At 43.2% G+C, this 23607-nt stretch carries 16 protein-coding genes; 9 read left to right on the forward strand and 7 right to left on the reverse strand.

Annotation, left to right across the window (positions count from 1 at the left end):
• The first annotated feature begins 2 nt into the window (after positions 1 to 2).
• Positions 3 to 1115: a hypothetical protein gene (locus tag DYADSP32_RS04205; RefSeq protein WP_414617507.1), complete on the forward strand. Its 1113-nt coding sequence runs from the start codon at positions 3 to 5 to the stop codon at positions 1113 to 1115.
• On the opposite strand, the gene DYADSP32_RS04210 is transcribed toward DYADSP32_RS04205, so the two are convergent.
• From DYADSP32_RS04210 to DYADSP32_RS04220, 3 genes are read right to left on the reverse strand one after another with little or no spacing between them, the layout of a single operon-like run.
• Entirely contained in the window at positions 1104 to 3185 is a 2082-nt protein-coding gene (locus tag DYADSP32_RS04210; RefSeq protein WP_149243895.1) for a ComEC/Rec2 family competence protein, read from the reverse strand. The two genes, DYADSP32_RS04205 and DYADSP32_RS04210, sit on opposite strands and share 12 nt — an antisense overlap.
• 10 nt (positions 3186 to 3195) lie before the next feature.
• Positions 3196 to 4551, reverse strand: a complete 1356-nt coding sequence (locus DYADSP32_RS04215; RefSeq protein ID WP_149243894.1) for a M43 family zinc metalloprotease — start codon at positions 4549 to 4551, stop codon at positions 3196 to 3198.
• Positions 4532 to 5479 carry a PhoH family protein gene (locus DYADSP32_RS04220; protein WP_149243893.1) on the reverse strand — a complete coding sequence of 316 codons (948 nt, stop codon included), beginning with the start codon at positions 5477 to 5479 and terminating at the stop codon, positions 4532 to 4534. The genes DYADSP32_RS04215 and DYADSP32_RS04220 overlap by 20 nt, the downstream gene beginning before the upstream one ends.
• A 236-nt stretch (positions 5480 to 5715) precedes the next feature.
• Here DYADSP32_RS04220 and dnaB point away from each other — a divergent pair, with 236 nt between their 5' ends.
• Positions 5716 to 7323, forward strand: coding sequence for a replicative DNA helicase (gene dnaB / locus DYADSP32_RS04225; RefSeq protein WP_149243892.1), 1608 nt, complete (start codon positions 5716 to 5718; stop codon positions 7321 to 7323).
• 85 nt (positions 7324 to 7408) lie between these two features.
• Here the strand turns inward: dnaB and rlmD are convergent, their stop codons facing one another.
• Positions 7409 to 8806: a 23S rRNA (uracil(1939)-C(5))-methyltransferase RlmD gene (gene rlmD / locus DYADSP32_RS04230; RefSeq protein WP_149243891.1), complete on the reverse strand. Its 1398-nt coding sequence runs from the start codon at positions 8804 to 8806 to the stop codon at positions 7409 to 7411.
• Positions 8807 to 8868: 62 nt separating this feature from the next.
• Here rlmD and DYADSP32_RS04235 point away from each other — a divergent pair, with 62 nt between their 5' ends.
• From DYADSP32_RS04235 to DYADSP32_RS04245, 3 genes are all read left to right on the forward strand, one after another.
• Positions 8869 to 11076, forward strand: coding sequence for a gliding motility-associated C-terminal domain-containing protein (locus DYADSP32_RS04235; protein WP_149243890.1), 2208 nt, complete (start codon positions 8869 to 8871; stop codon positions 11074 to 11076).
• Positions 11077 to 13165: 2089 nt separating this feature from the next.
• Complete coding sequence (locus DYADSP32_RS04240; RefSeq protein ID WP_149243889.1) at positions 13166 to 13615, forward strand: SRPBCC domain-containing protein; 450 nt, start codon at positions 13166 to 13168, stop codon at positions 13613 to 13615.
• A gap of 188 nt (positions 13616 to 13803) precedes the next feature.
• Positions 13804 to 15126, forward strand: a complete 1323-nt coding sequence (locus tag DYADSP32_RS04245) for a porin (protein WP_414617508.1) — start codon at positions 13804 to 13806, stop codon at positions 15124 to 15126.
• Here DYADSP32_RS04245 and DYADSP32_RS04250 read toward each other — a convergent pair.
• The 3 genes from DYADSP32_RS04250 to DYADSP32_RS04260 all read right to left on the reverse strand — a co-directional run bounded on the left by DYADSP32_RS04250 (position 15123) and on the right by DYADSP32_RS04260 (position 19102).
• Complete coding sequence (locus tag DYADSP32_RS04250) at positions 15123 to 15602, reverse strand: SRPBCC family protein (protein WP_149243888.1); 480 nt, start codon at positions 15600 to 15602, stop codon at positions 15123 to 15125. The two genes, DYADSP32_RS04245 and DYADSP32_RS04250, sit on opposite strands and share 4 nt — an antisense overlap.
• A gap of 80 nt (positions 15603 to 15682) precedes the next feature.
• Entirely contained in the window at positions 15683 to 17800 is a 2118-nt protein-coding gene (locus tag DYADSP32_RS04255; RefSeq protein ID WP_149243887.1) for a Tex family protein, read from the reverse strand.
• A 78-nt stretch (positions 17801 to 17878) separates the two neighbouring features.
• Positions 17879 to 19102, reverse strand: a complete 1224-nt coding sequence (locus DYADSP32_RS04260) for an RsmB/NOP family class I SAM-dependent RNA methyltransferase (protein WP_149243886.1) — start codon at positions 19100 to 19102, stop codon at positions 17879 to 17881.
• Between the two features lie 925 nt (positions 19103 to 20027).
• Between DYADSP32_RS04260 and DYADSP32_RS04265 the strand changes: the two genes are divergently transcribed.
• The 4 genes from DYADSP32_RS04265 (at position 20028) to DYADSP32_RS04280 (ending at position 23599) form a co-directional block, all read left to right on the forward strand.
• Complete coding sequence (locus DYADSP32_RS04265) at positions 20028 to 20372, forward strand: DUF2147 domain-containing protein (RefSeq protein WP_414617509.1); 345 nt, start codon at positions 20028 to 20030, stop codon at positions 20370 to 20372.
• Positions 20373 to 20491: 119 nt separating this feature from the next.
• Entirely contained in the window at positions 20492 to 21460 is a 969-nt protein-coding gene (locus DYADSP32_RS04270; RefSeq protein WP_149243884.1) for a helix-turn-helix transcriptional regulator, read from the forward strand.
• 186 nt (positions 21461 to 21646) lie between these two features.
• Positions 21647 to 22180 carry an NADPH-dependent FMN reductase gene (locus DYADSP32_RS04275; RefSeq protein ID WP_149243883.1) on the forward strand — a complete coding sequence of 178 codons (534 nt, stop codon included), beginning with the start codon at positions 21647 to 21649 and terminating at the stop codon, positions 22178 to 22180.
• A gap of 132 nt (positions 22181 to 22312) precedes the next feature.
• Complete coding sequence (locus tag DYADSP32_RS04280) at positions 22313 to 23599, forward strand: O-acetylhomoserine aminocarboxypropyltransferase/cysteine synthase (RefSeq protein WP_149243882.1); 1287 nt, start codon at positions 22313 to 22315, stop codon at positions 23597 to 23599.
• The last annotated feature ends 8 nt before the right edge of the window (positions 23600 to 23607 follow it).

Below are 23607 nucleotides of genomic sequence, written 5' to 3' on the forward strand. Positions count from 1 at the left end.
GCATGCTTTGGATTCAATATACATTGAGAATTTGCGTACTCAGATTACTGCTATCCGCACTGTTTTTGGTTGTTTACGCCAAAACGCTGGCACAACAGGATAGAGTACTGCTCAATCTGAAACAAGAAAATACATCCTTGATAAGACAAAATCAATTCTTCATTCAGGAAGTAGAAGACCGTCGAAGGGCTCCCGGCGCAACATTGGGGAAAATAATCGTATTTGGACGTGAAACTCCCCTTTTTTTGCCAAAATCCGCTGAAAAAGAACTCTTCAGCTATTGGTCAAAAACGGTTCAAAAAAGGGAGCAGGCATATGTACCCTTATACATCACAATCAAAGATCTGGCGCTGACAGAAAAACGTATGGGGCCAAACAAGGTCAACGGAGAGGCTAAATTGAATGTATCATTCCGCTGGTACAGAAACATGCAGGCTATAGAACTTACCAGTTTTCAGACCACTGTCACGTACGGACGTACCGAAAGGGATTATGATCATGCCAAACTTGTGACCCAAATGCTGGATCAATCCATTATACATTTCCAAAAATGGATGCTGGGAAATGTGGGGAAAAATGCTGCCCTGGCCAGAAATCTCATTCTTATTTTCAAAGATATTCAGGGAAGAAACGATGGCGATACGGTATTTTATCACCCAAAACGGCCTTTAATATGGGACGATTTCAGGGGTAAAGGGAAAGTAGGAAGCAGATATGCAGCTGCGGTTTTTACCAGTTTTGCGTATGAAGGAAGATCATTCCCCAAGGGTGCCGATATGGTTTTGGAAATAGGCTTGAAAGTGTTTATGGTAAAGAGCATGTCATGGGGTAATGCCAATGCAAGAAATGCGAATACAATCCGGCACGAACAGCTTCATTTTGATGTAACCCGGGTAGTCGTCGAGCGATTTAAGGAACGCCTGAAAAAGGCTGATCTGACTATTGACGATTTTGACAGCGAAATTCAATACCAGTTTCTGGAATCATTCAGGGAGATGAACACTGAGCAGGAAAACTACGATGGAGAAACCGGACACGGGATCAATGCAGGCGCTCAGGAAAAATGGGACCGAAAACTCACTGCCGAAATTAACAGAATTTATTCAGTGCAGTAAAAGGGCACCGGCTACCCGCAGGTCATGAAAGGCGTTTCCATGCTTCTGAATCACCTGCTTCCATCTTTCTGCCGTTTTTTGCCCCACATCACCACCTAATAAAAACATAGGGTTACCTGCAATTTTGAGAGATTCATTTTTCGGATATTTCGCATCGGTCAACAATTGGTAATTCACCTGCGGAACGGATGCAGGATATGGACCTCTGTACACTGTAGTTTCACCAAACTTTATCAGAGAACCATGGCCGGCCTGTCGACAGTGTAAGCCGGTAAAATTCGCGTCTTCCCCATTCCTGAGATACACCTTCTCCAATATACCTTCCCGGATGGCATAATTACGGATGTAAAAGTTGTAAGCATTCGTGTCGAGCCGAAATTCAGGATTACTTGAAATATAAAGTCTGCTCCCCTCTTTAAAACTGATCACGCTGTGGCGGGGAACGGCATGAAACATTACCGCAGAGGTAAAATAGGTTTGTATAATCACGGAAAGGCTGTAAATCGTTAACAAAGCTGTGGACGCGTAAACCCTTTTCAGATAAGAAAGTCGGCGGGATTCATAGGCTCCGAAAGCAAATAACATCAGCGTATAAAGCAGGACGATTTCAACTGGATCCAGATAGAGATTATCAATAAGGTAACCTGGCAGCAGTTTTGGGATGGATGCGGAAAAATTGGTAAAATATGCAAGTTGGTGTACGATCGCGTTGACCAACCATTGTATCGGCTCCAATGGAAACAAACTCACAAATAGCAACAGCATTGCCCCTGGCAGCAGGGCATTTGTTGACGCAATTATAAATGGATTGACCAGCCAGAAGTAAAATGGGAATTGATGGAAATAATAAACACTTAGGGGAAAGGTGGCCAACTGTGCTGCAAATGAAAGCGCAGTGATTTGCCAGGTTTTTTGGAGCAGCCAGCTGGAAGGTGACCATATTGCTTCAAGAGGCTTGTAGAAAAGAAAAATACCCAACATCGCCAGATACGACAACTGGAAACCCACATCGTATAACGCAAATGGATCGAGCAACAAAATCAAAAAAGCGGAAACACCGAGGGTATTTATAGCATTGTGCTTTCGCAGGAAAACTTCGGCAACAACAAATACAATGCACATCAGCGTTGCCCGCTGGACCGATGGGGGTAAGCCTGTGACCATGGAATAAAAAACAAGCAAGGATATCACAGTGGCCATATACCAATATTTACCACCAGGTAAACGCTTCATCCAGCCCAAAAGGACACTGATTACAAGAAATATCAGCGCAACATGCATTCCGGATACCGACAGAATATGTACCGTTCCGGAAGTAGTATAATCGTCGACCTGATCAGTTCTCAGATCGTCACGTCGTCCTAGGAGCATCGCTTTTACAAGTCCATAGGAACGATCGTCCTGAATATTTTCTCTGAATTTCTTATCCGCCCATTGCGAAACATAAACACTCCAAAAGAAAGGATTCCACAAGTTCCCATTACTCTTAATAACCTGATAGGAACCAGAAGGCAAATAACCCGTCCAGACAATACCTTTATTCCAAAGATATTTTTGATAGTCAAACTCCTCCGGATTTAGTGGACCCTGGGGTTGCTTCAACTGGCCGCGAACCACAATCCGATCACCCGGCTGGGGAATTATGGAGGCGTCCAAGGGAAAATTGACGAGCGCATTTGTGTTCACCGAAGTCCAACCTTTGTCCGTTTTCAAACCCTTCACCGTGATTTCAACGCGTAAAGATTTTTTCCTTTTTTCTGGAATTGACTTTACATAGGCCTCATAATGTTGGTAAGGAACGGCGCTGAATTGAGTTAACTCCTGCTGTAAAAGCTGGTTCCGGAACATACAGGAGAACATTCCTGAAACAACCAGAAAAACAGCGAATGTTACTGAAACCAGATTATGCCGCCGATATACAAAAAACAGACAGGCCATAGCAGCCAGCAGGAAGCCAGTAAGCACAATCATGCTGAGCGTGACCTCTAACAGTTGCCAAATCGAATTGCCCAAAACGATCCCGCTGGCCAGGAAAAAAACAAACCCCACAAAAGGCAGCCTGGCAACCATAATTAACGCCTCATTTTATGACAAAACGCTTACTCACCGACTCATTACCCGTAGAAACTTTACAAATATAAAGGCCCGACAGAAGTCCCTCCGTGTTAATGGGAACCTTTCGGCTCCAGACGTTATCAAATCGTATCACGCTTAGAAGAATACCTCGCTGGTCATACAACGAAAGTGAAAAGCTTTGGAAATCCGGAAATCTTACATTGGCAAACAACTCCGAATCGGAAGGATTGGGAAACAATTCCAATGTAAGTTTCTCAGCAGGTTCCAGTCTTTGCTCTCTTGATGACTTTACAAGCTCTGCCCGCCTGGGACTCAATGCAAGAACCGCCCTGATACGTTCAAGCTGATTATTTGTAAAAATATTCATGCACAAATCAGGCGAATAATCCATGTAATTTTCAATCATTACCCGTGTGGTTTGAACTTCACATTCAACGAACCTGGAATCACACACAAATGTAAGATTGCCGGCTTTTGCCTGAGGGGTATCCGCGCAGTAATCTGTACCACAGAAGTTATCCACATTGCCCCAGGTGTGGAGCAGCCCAAGCCAATGGCCAACTTCATGGGTGGTGGTTCGCCCCAAATCATAAGTCTTACTGGTAATAGAACCTGCCGCAGACAAGTGCTGAACACTGCCAAAATATCTGTAATCAATGATAACACCATCCGTGAGGCCAAAATCCTTTTTGCTGTTATCAAGGCCGTTGACATCCGTCACCGAAGGCAGCTGCGCAACGCCCAGATATCCCGAACTCATCGGGCATACCCAGATATTGAGATACTTGTCAGATGGCCATGAAGAAATTCCTGCCAGAACATCGTCATCGGTGTAAGGGCTAAAACGAGAATTTGTCGAATAATGACGTGTAATCCCATTTGACTTACGTCCATCCGGATCATACTGCGCCAGCACAAACTCTATCCCTGTATCTGCCCCCACAGGATCGGTGTTATGCCCGTTGGTTCCTTCTTTCTTTCTGTAATCTTCGTTCAGGACCGCTATCTGACTGTAAACCTGCTCGTCACTTATATTGGTGTTATTGGCACCACCAATCCGATTATCCGCTTGATTGTGAATGACATGCACCACCACCGGAATTTGTATGATCTCATCAGCAGCAATCCTGAAGGCTGAACGATTCTCCGTAATGTAGTTTTCGATTAATCGTTCTGCATTTATTCGGCCTGTTTTATAAGAAGCGTTTGTTTGTCTTTTGAACTGATCCACTTCATCGGTCACGCATCGAACCACAGTGGAATCAACTGCACTAAGTTGTGCCACGAGTGTCATCGGATACAAAAGTCCTGATGACATGAGGCAAATACCCGCTATGAAGCTATTGCTCCGATTTTTCATACGCAGCAAGAATATCTTTCACCAGGCGATGCCGCACCACATCCGAACCATCTAACTCTACGAAGCTGATTCCTTTGATCCCTTTTAAAAGATTTAAAGAATCAATCAAACCAGATTTCTGGTTTTTCGGAAGATCTATCTGAGATTTATCTCCGGTTATAATTGCCTTGGAACTGGGCCCCATTCTCGTCAAAAACATTTTCATCTGCATGGGCGTGGTATTTTGAGCCTCGTCGAGCAAAATGAATGCATTATTCAGCGTTCGTCCACGCATGTAAGCGAGTGGAGCAATCTCAATTACCCTGCTTTCCAGATACAATTTCAACTTCTCAGGCGCAATCATATCGTCAAGCGCATCATAAATTGGACGCAAGTAGGGATCGATCTTTTCCTTTAAATCACCAGGTAAAAATCCCAGATTCTCCCCTGCTTCCACCGCCGGACGGGTTATGATAATTTTACGAACCTCTTTATTTTTCAGTGCCCTCACGGCAATAGCCACGGCGGTATAGGTTTTTCCGGTTCCGGCGGGACCAACGGCGAAAACAAGGTCATACTTGTAGGCCTGTTCCACAAGCAATTTTTGATTTGGCGTCTTTGCCTTAACCACCAGACCTTTGTTTCCATAGATAATTACATCATCATCATCCTCTACATGCTTTGCCTGCGTTGCTGTAATGCCTGTCAAATAACCCCGCACATTATCGTTCGTGACCTTTCCATACTTTTGATAGTGCACCACCAGTGAATCCAGCAGCTCCGTTATCTTCATAATCTCCGGCGCAGTACCCTGTATCCGGATTTCGTTTCCTCTTGAAATAATTTTACTCTGAGGGAAAGCTGCAGCTACTTCCCTGATATTTGTATTATGAATACCCAAAAAATCAACCATGGATACATCTTCGAGTGTGATGATTTTTTCTAGCAAATGATTATAAGTTTAGTTGTACGTCAATTCGTCTAAAATTTAGTAATAATAACCGAAATATAGCCGACTAATGAATAGAATTAATAAGTAATGCCCAATACCTAACGATGTAAAATAAACAAATTCAGATCAACTATTTCATAATCAGCCCATCACTCCCAAGGAGTCGATGTAATAAAAATACTTACCCTTACTTTCTTTTCCCGGACGCCCGATATGATTAGTTTTGTATCAATATGGAAAATGATATTACATACAATCAATCAGGTAAACAGGGAGCTAAATCAAACGGTTCACCCCGGCGAACAGTTAGTTCAAGAACACCAGCCGTAGAGCAAAATTTTGGAAAATTACCTCCTCAGGCCATTGATGTCGAAGAAGCGGTTTTAGGTGCTTTGATGCTTGAAAAAGACGCACTTACCGCCGTAGCCGACATTCTTAAAGCAGACAGTTTTTACAAGGAATCTCACCAACGTATCTACACGGCCATTGTAACACTATTTGCGGATTCTGAGCCGATTGACATGCTTACAGTTACCGCCAAGTTGCGAAGCACCGGCGAGCTGGAAATGATTGGTGGTGCCTCATATATCATTTCTTTAACAGGCCGGGTTAATTCAGCAGCTAATATTGAGTTCCATGCACGCATCATTCTTCAGGCGGCTGTTAAACGTGAGTTGATCAAAATATCGTCTGAGATTTTACGTGAGGCCTATGAAGACACGACGGATGTTTTCCGGCTTCTGGACAAAACGGAGCAATCCATTTTTCAGATATCAGAAGCGAGTACCAAGAAAAATTATTCGGATATGGGCTCCATTATGGCGCAGGCTATAAAGGAGTTAGACATAAAACGAAACCAGAAGGATGGCGTTACCGGCGTCCCATCAGGATTCAGTGCGCTGGATCGTGTGACATCGGGCTGGCAAAAAACGGAACTTGTCATCCTGGCAGCCCGCCCGGGTATGGGAAAAACAGCCTTCGTTGTATCTTCCCTTCGTAACGCCGCTGTCGATTTTAATATGGCCGTTGCAATTTTCTCACTTGAGATGTCCTCTGTACAGCTTGTAAACCGTCTCATTTCAGCGGAAGCAGAGATAGACAGTGAAAAAATACGGAAGGGAAGGCTCTCGAATGAGGATCTGGATCACATGCACAAACGTATTCACAAGCTGACCAACGCCCCCATCTTTATCGATGATACACCCGCCCTATCCATCCTGGAGTTAAGAGCTAAATGTAGAAGGTTAAAGGCCCAGCACGACATTCAGATGATTGTCATTGATTACCTTCAGTTAATGACCGCCGATACCGGTGGCAAAGGCGCAGGAAATCGTGAACAGGAAATTGCAATGATCTCACGATCTCTTAAAAACCTCGCCAAAGAACTGGATGTGCCGGTGATAGCACTATCTCAGCTAAGCCGTGCCGTAGAAACGCGCGGTGGCGAAAAAAGGCCACAATTGTCCGACTTAAGGGAATCCGGATCCATCGAGCAGGATGCAGATATGGTAATATTCTTGTACCGTCCCGAATATTATGGTATCACTGAGGACGAAACGGGGAACTCAGTAGCTGGCATAGGCGAAGTAATCCTTGCCAAAAACCGGGCAGGTTCGCTGGACACCATTCAACTCAGGTTTATAGGTAAGTTCACCAAGTTTGCCGATCTGGATTCACAGTATGCTCCGGTGCCTTACGCTATGGATCGACCCATCAATACTGCGAATCCAATTGCTTCCTTTGAGAGCCAGTCCTCCTTATCGGCTGGAACAATCAGGAGCAAGGCCAACGACCTGAGCAATTTTGACTACAAAGGCCCTAACGAAGAACCACCTTTTTGAGTGCCCGGGGCATAGGAAACTTATTACCCCCACCCTAGCCCCAAGCCCCAAGCTCCATGCCCTCTGCCCCATGCCCGAGGCCCATCTACTTTCTCACCAGTAAAGCAATATTCTCCACGTGATGCGTATGAGGGAACATATCCACCGGTTGTACTCTGGTTACCTCATAATCCTCCGACATCAGAGCCAGGTCTCTCGCCTGTGTGGCACTGTTGCAGCTTACGTACACAATCCGATCAGGCTGCGCTTTCAGTATGGTTTCCACCACGGGTACATCCATTCCCGCACGTGGTGGATCTGTAATGACGACCTGTGGCCTGCCGTGAATCCGCAAAAAGTCTTCATTTACTACCCGGCGCATATCGCCCGCAAAAAACGAGGTGTTTTTGATCCCATTCAATGCAGAGTTGATCCTGGCATCTTCCACTGCTGCCTCAACATACTCCACGCCTACTACCTTTTTCGCCTGACGCGCCACAAAATTGGCTATGGTACCTGTTCCGGTATAAAGATCAAAAACAGACTCTTCTCCGGTTAATCCGGCATACTCTCTGGTGATCTTAAACAAATTGAAAGCCTGAGCAGAATTGGTCTGATAAAAGGACTTTGGTCCAACCAAAAATGTGAGATCCTCCATCGTTTCCCGGATTGTTTTTTCTCCGGAATAGTTGATTACTTCCTGATCCTGATACGAATCATTCCCTTTCAGATTCACGATGTAGTTCAGTGAAGTAATTTCAGGATGGCTTTGCTGCATGTACTGCATCACCGCCTCTATCGCCTGATCGTGCTGCTCACCGAACTGCACGATGACCATAATATCGCCTGAATTAGCTGTGCGAATGACCACATTTCTCAATACACCTCTGTTGAACCTCACATCATAGTAAGGTATGCCACTTTGCTCACCAAAGGCATGCAATGAATTACGTATTGCATTAGAAGGGTCTGGCTGGAGATGGCAGTGGTCCACCGTGAAAATTTTGTCAAAATGTTTTGGTACGTGAAATCCCAAAGCATTCTTGGAGAATTCCTCACCACTGCTCATTTGCTCCCGGGTGAGCCATCGCCAGTTTGAAAATGTAAACTCAAGTTTGTTTCTGTAATATTCAGTTTGAGAGGCGGGCAGGATTGGATTGATCTCCACGTTCTTGATCTTGCCAATCCTTTCGAAATGATCCACTACCTGTTGCCTTTTAAAACGAAGCTGGTTTGCATAGTCGATATGTTGCCATTTACATCCACCACACACGCCATGATGCGAACAGTAAGGTTCGGCACGCATGGAAGAAGCCTTGTGAATCCTGGTAACCACAGCTTCCTTTAATTTTTTCTTCGTCCTTACCACCTCCAGGTCTACTACATCACCGGGAGCCACATTTCCTTCAACAAAAATTACTCCATCTTCTGATTTAAATATACATTTGCCTTCTGCCGCGAAATCCGTAATTTCAACGTATTCATATTTTGCACCCCTGGACATATTCTTGATTTTAATTTCTAAATTCTAATCTACCGGAAAAAATTTTACAGATAATGCAAGCCATGAAACTTAGATTGATCCTATCGTTCATTCTCATATTTCTTTTAACCAAAGCGCAGGCCACCCACATTGTAGGTGGCCAACTATTCATAGTCGATAATCCTGGCAGTACCTATGCCCACAGGATCGGCCTCACCATGTATTTCGACGCACTAAACGGAAATCCCGGAGCAGAGGATCAATTTGCGAATATTTACGTCTTTCGTAAAAGGGATAATGCTGCTCTAGGTTATGTTCAAGCCCCAAAAGTAGAACGAAAATCTGTTTCCTACGCAAATCCCGAGTGTGGAATAGCAAATTTACAGACATACATGATCACTTACAGCATCGACGTCCGACTCGATGTCGCCGCTTTTAATGATCCCCAGGGATATTACATGATATGGGACCGATGCTGCAGAAACGGTACCATTACGAACATTAAAGATCCCGGCGATGCGGGCTCCTTATTTTACCTTGAATTCCCGCCTGTTGTAAAAAACAACAACACTTTCAAAAATTCATCACCCATATTTCCTGCCATTCAGGGTGATTACGCCTGCGTGAATTCGCCTTTCTTTTTCAATTTTGGCGGTACGGACGCGGATGGTGACAGCCTCTCCTACTCGTTGATAACGCCTATGCAAGGTTATTCAGACAAAAACAACCCAAGTGCTACCGGCCGTGGTTCTTCCAACTACCCCAGACTCACCTGGATTGATGGAATCTCAGTCTCCAACATGATACCCGGACCAAAACCACTCACCGTTGACCAAAGAACCGGAATGCTGTCGGTCACGCCTGCCAACACCGGGCTTTATGTATTTGCCGTGAAAGTGGATGAATTTCGCGACGGTGTAAAAATTGGTAGTCTTACCCGCGATTTTCAGCTTAAGGTGGTCGATTGTCCCAAAATGGAGCCGCCAAAACTCCTATTTAAACCCGTAGGCCAAGGAAGCTATTACAACGGAAATGAAATCATTACCGTAAAAAAGGACGATCCGATGTGTTTTGAAGTAATGGTGACCGACCCAACCATTAATCAGATGATCCGGGTAAACGGACAAACGATCAACGCAACAAAAAACTACTTCACCCTACTTCCTGCTCAGTTTACCACTTCTGCGGATAACGATACGTTACGCTTTCAAATTTGCCTGGAAGAATGTTTTATATCCTATGACAACAGGCCCATTCGGATAGAACTTCTTGCAGAAGATGAAAGTTGCCCGGTTCCACTGACCGATACACTGACCATATTCATAAGGCGTGACAACAGCGCCAATACGGCGCCGGCAATCACTACATCATTGCCAGGGGAATATGTTCATGCCAGTGCTGGTTCGCCTGTCACATTTACTGTTTTTGGCAATGATGCAGATCAGGATGACATCTTGCTGTCGGCGCAGGGCCGTGGTTTTACGCTTTCATCGCTGGCAATGAAATTCAACCAGATAAGCGGAAAAGCAACAGTGCAACAAAACTTTACGTGGACTCCTCCATGTAATGCAAAACAGGGTGATACCCTGGCTGTGGATTTCAAATTGCAGGATATGCGCTGTGAAGCAAACCCTTACGTTATTACCAAACCGATTTACTTTATCATAGACCAATCTCCCAATACAGCACCGTCTGTTACCACTTCATTGAGCAATCAGAGCATGACCTATAATCTAGGCACAAGTGGTGGTATTTCATTTAATGTAGTGGCAAGTGACCCCGACACCAACACCATTACCCTATCTGCCTCCGGACGTGGGTTTGATCTGAAAACCCTCGGCATGTCGTTCAGCGAAAAAACAGGCAAACTGCAGATCACATCCTCCTATGGCTGGAATCCCGAATGTGCTCTACTGGAAGGCGCTTCGGAAAAAACCTTTACAGTCGACTTTGTAACCATTGATAAAAGCTGCGTGGCTGCACTGGATACCACATCCGTGGCAATCACAATTAAGGATGCCGAATCTCAACCCATGCCCGAGATTCCCAATGTAATTACACCCAATAATGACGGTAAAAACGATTGCTTCGTTTTTGACGACTTTCCAAGCGGCAGCTGCAGCGATAGTTTCATCGATATTACTGTTTTTAACCGCTGGGGAAAAAGGGTATTTTATACGCAGACATTAAACCAAAGCTGGTGCCCCGCTGATATGTCGGGAGGTTATTACTATTACATCATTCAATATACCCGACAATCATACAAAGGCGGGCTCACCATTCTTAAATAAGGCACGACCTTGTGCATTTTGGCCCCCTATGTATTGGTTCTCCTTACCAGTAATCTATTTGCCTTTCGCAGATCATTCAGCCAGCGAAAAATGTTCCAAACGATCCCGATATGGTCAGGAGTTTAGATATAGTTCTCGTGCTCACGGCCTGAAATATAAAATGACGAAACTATACATTTAATACTTTGAAAAAGTAAAAAAGGTTATTTAAGGTTTTATACTTTTAATACTATTAATAGTTATCAGCAAATTATTTACATTTTATACTATTAATACATAGTATAATTTTAAATACATTTTATACTTTATAACCTTTTTATACTTTTAAATATTTTAAAATGTACAATACAAAAAAAATATATTGCGCTATACTACTACTCATTTACAGCAACTTAATAATATTCCTACTCTGAATAAATATAATATTTACAATTGCAACCTAGCCGTTTTATCAACAATTCATATGGTTAGGTAGACAGCCTGGAACAAAAAAAGTAATAAATACGTCCTGCATCATTTGCCTGCAAACCGAACAATCCACCAATTAATACATCCTTTTAGTGAAATGACGTGGTACTTAAACCGCGTCATTCCCGCATTCTGATATGGCTAATAGTGAAATTGATTGTTGTTACCCCTTATTTAAGGCGCCGCACAATCCTTCTAATTCTACTAACGAGGAAGGTATAAAAACGTCGGGTAAAGAAATACTCGGAAGGCAGTGCTTTGTTTTTATACCGCGTCTACCTGCATGCTCACTACAGGGAATTTGGAATTGAATGTGATGCGCAATGCCTTTGGGAATGATACGATTGTATGAGATATCAGGACTCCCCCCATTCTTTCAATTGGATATTTTGCAAAGAAGAGGACAGGGCTACGCCCCTGTATTTTGCCAATACAAATTAAGTGGCGCAGGTCTAAAATTGACTTAACACCACCAAACCAAGCAATGGGCCACAGGGACGATAGCCATGGTTCTGACTTCCCCCCGGTTATAATTAAGGCCCGCCATTCCGTTTCCTCTCTTGAGGGCATAATGAAACTAACAGACGGCCACAAGGCAATTCGAATTCCGAGGCCGATTAAAAGCGGAATAGACTGTTATGCTCGACTTAAATGAACCATTATTACTGCTGTCTCTCCTAAATGCGGAAACCCTTTTAAGGATCCCTTACAAAATGTTCGGCTAACACATGAAATCAAGCCTAACGAAAATAACCTCATCGTCGAAAACGACCGATTATCACAGCACACATCCCACTTTCGTTTGAAACAAGCAGGCAACATAGTTATCGGAGGCCAAATATAAGAATAATACAATTTGTATAATAAAAAAATGCACCGGTTAACAAGACTTTGTCTTGTTCTACTCCCGGATTAATTCATATTTAAAACCAATGAACCCTGACACATCAATCGAACACAAACAACATTTGATTCGGCAGGTGGCGAACTTTGGAGGATACATACAGATGCTATCCGCCGGTGACTAGAATCACCATCGTGGCCCTACATGAAAATCAAATAAGCGATATAGATAGGCTCGCTCACCAAGGAATCCTGACAAATCACCCTCAACTAAAGGTGGGCTGCTTTGAACGCTAACACAGCACACTAACCAAAATTTTCACTAGCCTGGCAAATGTATAGAAGCTAATCATACATTTATTTTATATTAAAAGTAATATACTAATCAAACTTATTAATTACTTATTATCTTTTAAAACTCTAAATACATTTCTTACTAATATAAAATAATTTACTATATATGTGCCATATACATTTATAACTTATAATAATATATAATGTATTGTACTTATTATATGTTAAATCTTTTTGATATTTAAAGAACATATAGTATTAAACATTATTATAAAAAGTAATATAAGTATAATTCACAAATCGCCTGTTTATCAGCATATTGAACTTATAAATTAAATCCCAGAGCCCACGAATCTCAAGAGCATCATGTATATTCTGTGCCAGATAACAGTGGGCGATGAGGGCAAATGTGCCCTCATTATTCATTCGACATCACATGGCATGATTTTCTTAGTGCAATGACATCACCAAATTCCCACTTGCAATGAACCGAGAACTAATCGCCACCACGTCGATTTCCATCCATGCAACTGATGTAGAGGTATGGGACGCACTTACAAATCCAGCAAAAATACACCACTATTTGCTGAAAGAAGCACTGTCCAGCTGGGACATTGGCAGTCCGATTCTTTTCCATGGCGAATGGAACGGTCTTCATTATACTGATAAAGGAGTTATCTTGGAGATCAACCCGCTAAGAATCCTAAGCTACAGTCTATGGAGTTCCCTTTCCGGAACCGAAGATTTCGAAGATAACTATTCTCATGTAAGCTATCACCTGGCTCCGTTTAATGACAACACGATTCTGGTAATCACGCAGGACAATTTGCCCACAGATGCCCTGGTGGTACAGGCCGAGGAATATTGGATGCAAGTTGGAAGCCGATTAAAAATGGTTGTGGAGCAAAACAAAGGAGGATCCCATTCCAGTTAATCTCAAAACAATGCAAGTGAGAGCACGGGCCTGGTGTGTTATAGGGTAGCTGGTATGGATATTAATTAGAAATGTAGGACACAATGAACTGATTTTAAATGATCTGCAATTTTTCTTTGGAGCGGAGGCTGTTGGACTAAGATAAGGTCGCATATTTGCGGAATTATCAAAATACAGGATTTACCCGAATGAAGAAAAAAGCAATCATCCTCTTTCTAATGTCTCTTTTGCTGTGGTCAGGAAGCGCCTACGCGCAGCGTTTTTTGATGGATATGGTGGACACCACCAATCAGGTCGGAAAGGGATTGCTCTCCATCTATGAAAAATACAATCGCGTTCGCATCAGCGGATACATTCAACCACAGTTTCAATTAACCACCACAAACGGCGCAGAGACCTTCGACGGCGGGAATTTCTCACTCTATTCCAATAGCAGGTTTATGCTCCGTCGGGGTCGTCTGCGCGTCGATTATACCCACCTCACTAAAAATGGAGACCCGTCCACCTATTTCGTTTTTCAATTCGACGGAACGGAACGGGGCTTTTTCACCAGAGACTTTTTTGGACGCTTTTACGAGAATAAATTCAAGTTGTTGTCTGTAACAACCGGCTTATTTGCAAGGCCATTTGGCTATGAGGTAAATCTTTCTTCTGCGACCAGAGAAAGTCCGGAACGCGGCCGCATGTCACAGATCTTAATGAAAACGGAAAGGGATATTGGCGTCATGTTAACGCTAAATGACCGGCGGAAAAATAGCCGCTTTGGAAAAATTAAAGTTGACATTGGTCTATTTAATGGTCAGGGATTGTCAGGACCAACCGATTTCGACGGCCAAAAAGATCTTATTGCACGAATAAGCCTTCTTCCAACCAAAATGAAAGGATCGAAAGGTCCTACATTAACCGCTGGAGTTTCGGGCTACCTGGGCGGCATGACGAGCCAGTCTCAAGTATTATACAGAGCCACACAGGTTGCCGGAAAATACATCATGCAAAGAGATTCATCGCTACGGAACCAGCACAAACTTGCCCCACGAAACTATGCGGGGGCCGATATGCAGCTGATCATCCCCAACCAGCGTGGAGCCACGGAGTTCCGGGCAGAGTACATGTTTGGAACACAAACAGCCACATTACTAACCTCAGAATCGCCTGGAGTATACCCTGTAACCAATGGGAAAAATGACCCGCTCTACATCAGGCGCTTCGACGGTGCTTACTTTTATTTCCTGCAACATCTTGGAAGTGAAAAACACCAGTTGGTTGTAAAATACGACTGGTACGACCCTAACAAAAAAGTCGCTGGCACTGCTTTGGTACCCGATGACGGATTTACCAAAGCGGACCTTCGGTTCAATTCTCTCGGGGCAGGATATGTCTATTATGCCAATCCGAATTTGAAATTTATATTGTATTATAATCGTGTTAAAAACGAAAAATCAGGCCTGACTGGCTTTGAACGAGATCCAAACGACGATGTATTCACCGGGCGCGTGCAGTATGCATTTTAGATAGATTTAAGAGTAGGATCAATGACTCCGAAACGCTCATTTAAAACTTTTTTTCGATACTCAAAGATGCCCATCACTTCATTTTTCACAAACAAAGCATCTACAATATTTCCCAGGAAACCGAATGGCATCTTGTAATTCAGAATATCTTCCATCATTACTCCGCCACCCACTTCCTTAAAATGGTGCTGATGGTGCCAGAAGGCATAGGGGCCAAATCGCTGTTCATCTATAAAATAACGCTTATCTGCCACATGTGTGATTTCGGTACACCATTTAAGGGGAATCTGTAAAACTGGCCTTACAATGTATCTTATGACCTGTCCAGCGTACATTTTCTCTCCATGATACAATGAAGTAACCACAAATTGCATGTGTGGTGGCGTTATTTGGCCAAGGTTAGCGGGATTTGAAAAAAACTCCCAGGCCTCCTCAAGCGATATGGGCAACTCCTGACTAAAATATAATTCCCTCATAATGGTTATTGATCTGTACAAAAATGTATAAAAATGTTGCCTATTGTCTCATCCATATTGCGCCCCCAAAGCCGTGTACCCTAGACCTTCATGCTCAATGCAATTCTCTTCCTGCCAAGATCCACCTCGGTTACCTTCACAGATACAATCTGCTGTAATTTAACCACCTCATTCGGATCTTTTACAAATTTGTCAGCCATTTGGGAAACGTGAACCAAGCCATCCTGTTTTACCCCAATATCTACAAAAGCACCAAAGGCGGTAATATTGGTAACAATTCCAGGTAATATCATTCCCAATTTCAGATCTTCCGGTTTTCTTACTGAACTGTCAAACTCGAATCTCTTCACGGTCTCACGCGGATCACGAGACGGCTTTTCAAGTTCCTGGAGTATGTCTTTCAGTGTGGGCAGGCCAACGGATTCAGTAACGTAATTTTGAGGAACAATTCCCTTTCTAATTTCCGCCGTTTGGACCAATTCTTTCACGGTAGCACCTACATCTTTGGCCATTTTCTCCACCAATTCATATCTTTCGGGGTGCACAGCACTGTTATCCAACGGATTAGATCCATTTTCAATCCGCAAAAAACCTGCCGCCTGCTCAAATGCTTTGGCTCCAAGCCTGGGTACTTTTAACAATTGCTGGCGTGTTTTAAAATTTCCATTCTTGGAGCGAAAATCTACAATATTCTGCGCCAGAGAGGGTCCCAGGCCAGAAACATAACGCAATAAATGCTTACTCGCCGTGTTGAGATTTACGCCTACGGAATTTACGCAGCTTTCTACGACTACATCCAAAGCATTTCGCAATGCGGTTTGATCCACATCGTGCTGATATTGCCCCACACCAATTGACTTCGGGTCTATTTTAACAAGTTCAGCCAACGGATCCATCAGACGTCGGCCAATAGACACGGATCCGCGAATGGTCAGATCTTTATCCGGAAATTCCTCCCGAGCCACATCGGAAGCAGAATAAATGGATGCACCCTGTTCACTGACCATGAATAGACCTATGTCTTCCGCCAAACCAGATTGAGCCAGGATCTTTTTCAGAAAATCCTCAGTTTCGCGTCCTGCTGTTCCGTTACCTATTGCTATGGCCTTTACCTTCCATTGTTTCACAAGCTGGATCACCACCGCCTCCGCTTCCACGGGTTTATCGAAGGGATAAATCACCTTGTCCTGTAACAGACTCCCCTGACCATCCAGCACCACCACCTTACAACCCGTACGATAGCCCGGGTCAATGGCCAGCACCATTTTCTGGCCTAAGGGCGATGCAAGCAAAAGCTGTCTTAGATTGTCAGAAAATACCTGAATGGCTGATATATCCGCCTTTTCTTTGCTCAAATTCTTAAATTCGGTCTCAATGGCCGGCTTTAACAACCGCTTGTAACCATCTGTTATGGCAGCCTGGATCTGATCCTGGGCCGCTTCTGATCCTTTAAGAAACAGACGATCCAAAACGTTCAATGCCTCTTCCTCGTCCGGAGAAATATCGACACTCAGTATCCCCTCCTCTTCCGCCCTTCGAATGGCCAAAAGCCTATGTGAGGGAATTCGCGCCAACGGCTCAGAAAACGCAAAGTAATCCCTGTATTTTGCTCCCTCATCCTCCTTTTTCTTTTTTACCTTGGAAGAAACCACGGCACCACGCCGAAACGCTAACCTGATTTTTGCTCTTGCATCCAGATTCTCGCTCACCCACTCTGCCATGATATCCCTGGCACCTTGTAAAGCGTCTGCAATTGTGGCAACCTCGTCTGTCAGGTACGCGCTTGCCCTACTTTCCGGATCCTTCTCATTTCCCGAGAATATTAGCTCAGCCAGCGGCTCCAGACCCTTTTCGATGGCCTGCGAGGCGCGTGTTTTTCTTTTTTGCTTATAAGGCAAATACACATCTTCCAGATCCACAAGCGAATACAAATTTTCGATTCTCTTCCGAAGCTCAGGAGTGAGCTTTCCCTGTTCCTCTATATTCTTTAAAATTACATCCCTCCGCTTCTCCACTTCCTGTTGCTTCTGCCAGGCATCTTTTATAGCTCCAATCTGCACTTCATCCAGACCACCAGTGGCCTCCTTCCGGTATCTTGAAATAAATGGTAAAGTAGCGCCCTCCTCAAACAATTGTATGGTACTGCGTACCTGTTTTTCAGAGATACTTGTTTGTTGCCCAATTAATGCGTAATTCATCTATTTAAAGTACTGATTATCAAATTAATAATAAGACAAAAGTATAAATTGAATCGGAGAGGACTGTACCCAGAAACATTAATATTTCTCCATAAGTGCCATGTAAAAACCATCGAATCCATCCATATAAGGCGCAGTACGGTGCTCCTTAATCAACTTCCATTCCGCCCCATACGCGTCAATGAATCGTTTCACCTGATCTTCTGACTCCGAGGGAAGTATACTGCAGGTCGCGTAAACCATCTTCCCACCCACCTTAACCATCTCACAGTATTTTGAAAGTATATCCCACTGAACCATACGAATAGATTCAAGAAATTTGGGTTTTAGCTTCCATTTGGTATCGGGATTGCGACGCAGGACGCCTAAACCTGAGCAAGGAACATCCAGCAATAGCCTGTCGGCACTTTCCGTAAGTTCTTTAATCGTTTTATCCGAACTAATCCACCTGGTGCGCAAGATATCCGTTCCATTTCTCTTTGCCCGGAATTCCAATTCTTCAAGTTTCCTGGATTCCACATCAAGTGCCAAAACGGATCCTTGATTTTCCATTAATGATGCGATATGAAGCGACTTGCCTCCTGCCCCTGCACAAGCATCTATCACAGAAAGCCCGGGTCTGAGATCTAAAAATGGAGCAATCAACTGAGAACCTGCGTCCTGTACTTCAAAATAGCCCATCTTGAAGCTATCCCGCAACGATACATTCTGGCGCTTCTTCAACATGACTGCATCCGGGACATTGTCAACCAATTCGGTTTCCTCAACACCAAAAATCTTCCTGACATCAATTACTGTGGTCTTTAACGTATTCACTCTGAGCACCAAAGGAGCTTCCTGATTCATTGCAGCGATTTCCCGATCCCAAACAGACCCAAGTTCCTTTAAACCTGTTTCATCAAGCCAGTCGGGAACAGATTGGGCTATTTTCCGAATACCCATGGCTTCAGTATATTTATCCGAGACAAATGTAACGTCGATGTCAGCCAACTCACTCCACCCCGGTAGCTCAGATGCGGTATCCAGCTTAAAATGAATTGGTTTAAGTACTTGCCATACGCCAAAGAGACGCCACATGTTATAGTGATTCCCAATCACGTCGAACCCATCGCAGTATAAGATCATTCTCCACCAGCGTACCATTTCATAGGTGTTGGAGGCAATAAATGCCCTATCACGGGCTCCCCATTTTTTATTTGATTTCAGAACCTTTTCAACAACCTTATCTGCCTGACGATTCTTAATAAATATATCCTCCAATGCCAGAATAACCGCTTCGGCTAAGCCCCTGTGTAGTTTCAATTCGTATCTCTAAAAGGTTGATTGATAATTTTCGATACCAAAATTACGCTAAACTTTAAGAAATTTCCCCGTTTCGTTTGGTTCCTGGGAAGCACATGCACCGCGTTAACCGTCACCAACAAAAATTCAAGCAATCACCGTACAATCGGAATTGTACTTTTCAAATTTCCTCACATTCTATTTAAACCCGTAGGATTGCGACCCAAATCGAAAAGACATTTCTTTTAGAGGATTATCAGCCAAAGTCAGTTCTCAAAAATATTCAATGAAACCCATTTGAGGCGATAAGTTTGCCGCCGCACAGCACGATGACGCGTCACATTTTCAAAAACTAAGAGAGCGCTTAACAATACCATCTTGAAAATATTATACTTAACGATGTTAGATTCTCTTGTTAGAAATCGCAACTCCCACAATCCTTTAAAATAGCTAAGTTTCATAAGAAGGTCAATCAAGCCATAAATAATTAATTATAAGCAATTTAAAAATAAGAAACAAAATAAAATATAACGACCTAACAGTGTTATATTTTTTAACATCAAATATATAGCGTGATCAGCACTACAACAGGTGCAATATCCAGGAGAAATGTTCCCGACATGTTTGGTGAGTAAATCCATAATTGCCTTACCTGGTTAATGGCAATGGACGAAAAAAAATATTTGATTCAGCATCATAAATTTTGTCCTAGGAATCCTGTTACAACCTTCAAGCTGACTTCCACATTACTCCAACTCGTAGAACGTAAAATTTAATTATTTTAAGAAAACACATTCTATATAACTATATTGCATAAAAATTGCCTCGAAAATTGCTGACACTTCACTACATGCTTTGTAATTTGTTATTTAGTCTACTCATCCACTTCTCATCAGTTCAGTTTCAAATCCAGGAGGTACCCGGTGACAACATAATTGGTGTATGGATGAACGAGGAGAAAAATGAACAGATTGAGATATTCAAAAGTGACAATAAGTATTACGGTAAATTAATTTTATCCAAATCACTGTTTGAAAAGGATGGAAACACTTTGCGCAGGGACGAAAAAAACCCGGACGACAAAGCAAAGAGCAGAACTTTGTTCAATGCCGTTATACTAAGCCACTTTGACTACGAGGCTGGTGAATGGCTCAACGGCGAGCTATACGATCCAAGAAGCGGAAAAACCTATAGTAGTTTCATGAAAATGAGGCAAGAAAAGCTTGAAATAAGATCCTATGTGGGCATTTCTTTATTTGGAAGAACGACTGTATGGCGCAGAGCCGATTGACTGGCTCCGTAACGTTATTACATAGCCTCACTACTTACCGACCAACAAGCATCTTCCCTTAATAAGCATTAAAACTTCTATACGGTGTATATTTGCATTCAACCGAAATTTGAATCAATATGAATCGTTTTGACCGTATTACGGCCATTTTAATTCAACTTCAATCCCGAAAAATTGTCCGCGCACAGGATTTAGCAGAACGATTTGAGATTAGTTTACGCACCGTTTACCGTGATATAAACTCGCTGGCCGAAGCAGGGGTTCCCATTATTGGGGAAGCAGGCGTTGGTTATTCGATTATGGATGGCTATAGGCTGCCACCAGTCATGTTCACAAAAGACGAAGCCCGATCCTTCATCACGGCGGAGAAACTGATGGAAAAATTCTCTGATTTCTCCATGCAGTCGCACTACCAGTCGGCTATGTACAAAATAAAAGCCGTGCTAAAATCCTCCGAAAAAACCATGGTGGAAAATCTGGAAAACCACATAGAAGTCCGTCGGATGGCCCGTCCCTACTCCAAGGGCCCGGACAATGCATTGGACATACTTTTAAGAGGAATTTCAGAAAGAAAGGCCGTTTCCATCAAATACAAAGGTGTAAATTCCGCTGATGCCAGTGACAGACTCATAGAGCCGGTCGGGATTTATTATGAAAACAACAACTGGTATTCAATCGCCTATTGCCACCTGAGAGCGGGGTACCGCAACTTCAGGTCGGATCGAATTCAACAGATCGACATCACCGAGCATTCTTTTAATTTGCACCACGCACCGCTGAAGGACTTTCTTGAAAAACAAGTCCACGGCGATAGCAACCTCACCCTAATAGAAATAAGAGTTCACAAGAAAGTGGCGGTATACATTCAAGAACAAAGGTATTTCTATGGCTTTTTATCCGAAAAAGACGATGACGAATACATCATCATGACTTTTCTGAGTGCCTACCTGGAAAGCTTTGCCCGGTGGTATCTGATGATTGCCCCCGACGCCTCCATCATCAAACCGCAGATTTTACGCGACAAAATTGTTGAGCTTGTTGCCGACATCGGAACCAAAATACAAGATATGCACGTGCCAAATCCCTAAACCAGGCTCACTACTAACCGAAAAGGAGGCAAAATCCTTAGCTTATTTGTGCATCCACCTCCCTTTCAAGAGATTTAAGCCATTCATAACACCATTAAACAAATAAAAAAAACATACATACATTTGAATACCAGTAAGTTATATGCAATTTTTGATTAACTAATTTCTCCCGGTTATTTTGAATTTATGAGTAATACCGTAAAAGTTTTAGGAATATCTGGAAGTTTAAGGAGCAACTCCACCAACACAAACGTCATCAAATCATTTTTTAAGCTTTTACCCTGCAACACAGCCTGTCATCTATTTTCCGGCTTAGATACCCTTCCACACTTCGATCCGGGTAAGGTAGAAACAGAAGCAGTCTTGTTATTTAAGCAGTTGCTTTCAGCATCCGACGTAGTCATCATCTGTACGCCAGAGTATGCCTTCGGTGTTCCCGGTGTGCTGAAGAATGCTTTAGACTGGACTGTTTCGAGCGGTGAGTTTAATGAAAAGCGGGTAGTAGCCATCAGCGCCTCACCGTTAAATTCCGGCGCCGACAAAGCCCTCGCTTCCCTGCTGCTCACGCTAACCGCGCTGGGTACCAGACAAGCAGAACACTTATCCCTGTCCATTCCAAATATCAAAGCAAAGCTAAATTCAGAGGGTGAACTGATCGACGAAAAAACAATCGGGCAATTACAAAAAATAGCCACAAACCTTTTCACAATTATGAATTAACTTGCATAAAATAACAAATTCATAGTGCGTATTGATAAAGTAATATATTGAAATAAGAATAATAGCCTACAAACTCGATATTCTTGATAGTTTATTTTACATTTGAATTTTAACGTTTAACATAATATCCAGATGAAATTTGAAACCTTACAATTGCACGCAGGCCAGCAACCAGATCCTGTTACCAACTCCAGAGCTGTTCCACTTTATCAGACCACCTCTTACGTGTTCAATAACGCTGAGCATGCGGCAAACCTCTTCGCTCTCAAGGAATTTGGGAACATCTATACCCGGATTATGAATCCGACTACTGATGTGTTCGAAAAGCGGATCGCGGCTCTTGAAGGCGGTGTAGCGGCTTTAGCCACTGCTTCGGGCCACTCGGCGCAATTTGTTGCTATCAACAATATCACTACCGTTGGAGACAATTTTGTGACCACTTCGTTTCTGTACGGAGGTTCTTACAATCAGTTTAAAAATTCTTTTAAAAATATAGGGGTTGAAGCACGTTTTGCAGATGGGGATGATGTTTCAAGTTTCGAGAAACTTATCGATGAAAAAACGAAGTTTATCTACCTGGAAACCATTGGAAATCCAAGCTACAGTGTGCCTGACTTTGAGGCATTCGCAGCGCTGGCCAATAAGCACGATCTTCCCTTGATCGTAGATAACACTTTTGGAGCAGCAGGAGCTATTTGCCAACCCATTAAGCATGGTGCACATGTTGTAGTTCAGTCTGCAACAAAATGGATAGGTGGGCATGGTACCTCAATCGGTGGTGTAATAGTAGATGCCGGCACTTACAACTGGGGCAACGGAAAGTTCCCTCAATTTACCGAACCTTCACCCAGTTACCACGGACTCGTATTCAATGACGTATTTGGGATAGGTGGACCGTTTGGAAATATTCAGTTTATCATTCGTGCCCGTGTAGAAGGGCTGCGTGACTGGGGACCCGCGCTGTCACCTTTTAATTCGTTTCTGTTCCTTCAGGGTGTTGAAACGCTTACGCTTCGCGTAGAAAGGATTGCAGAAAACGCACTTAAACTGGCCAACTGGCTGAAGCAACACCCAAAAGTTGAAAGTGTAAATTACATTGGTTTATCCGGCAACAAGTATCATGAACTTGCCAAGAAATATCTGGTGAGGGGTTTTGGCGGCGTACTATCTTTTGCCCTGAAAGGTGACAAAAAGACTGCCGAAAGTTTTGTTGACAACCTGGAGCTCATCAGTAATCTTGCCAACGTTGGTGATGCTAAAACACTGATCATTCATCCTGCCTCCACCACGCATTCGCAGCTTTCGGATGAAGAGCAGGCCAAGGCTGGTGTAATGCCTACCCAACTTCGAATTTCGCTGGGAATAGAGCATATCGATGATATTATTGCGGATATAGAGGGTTCATTTGCCAAGTTGTAATTCATCAA

This window comes from Dyadobacter sp. 32, from assembly GCF_902506755.1.
GTDB lineage: Bacteria > Bacteroidota > Bacteroidia > Cytophagales > Spirosomataceae > Dyadobacter.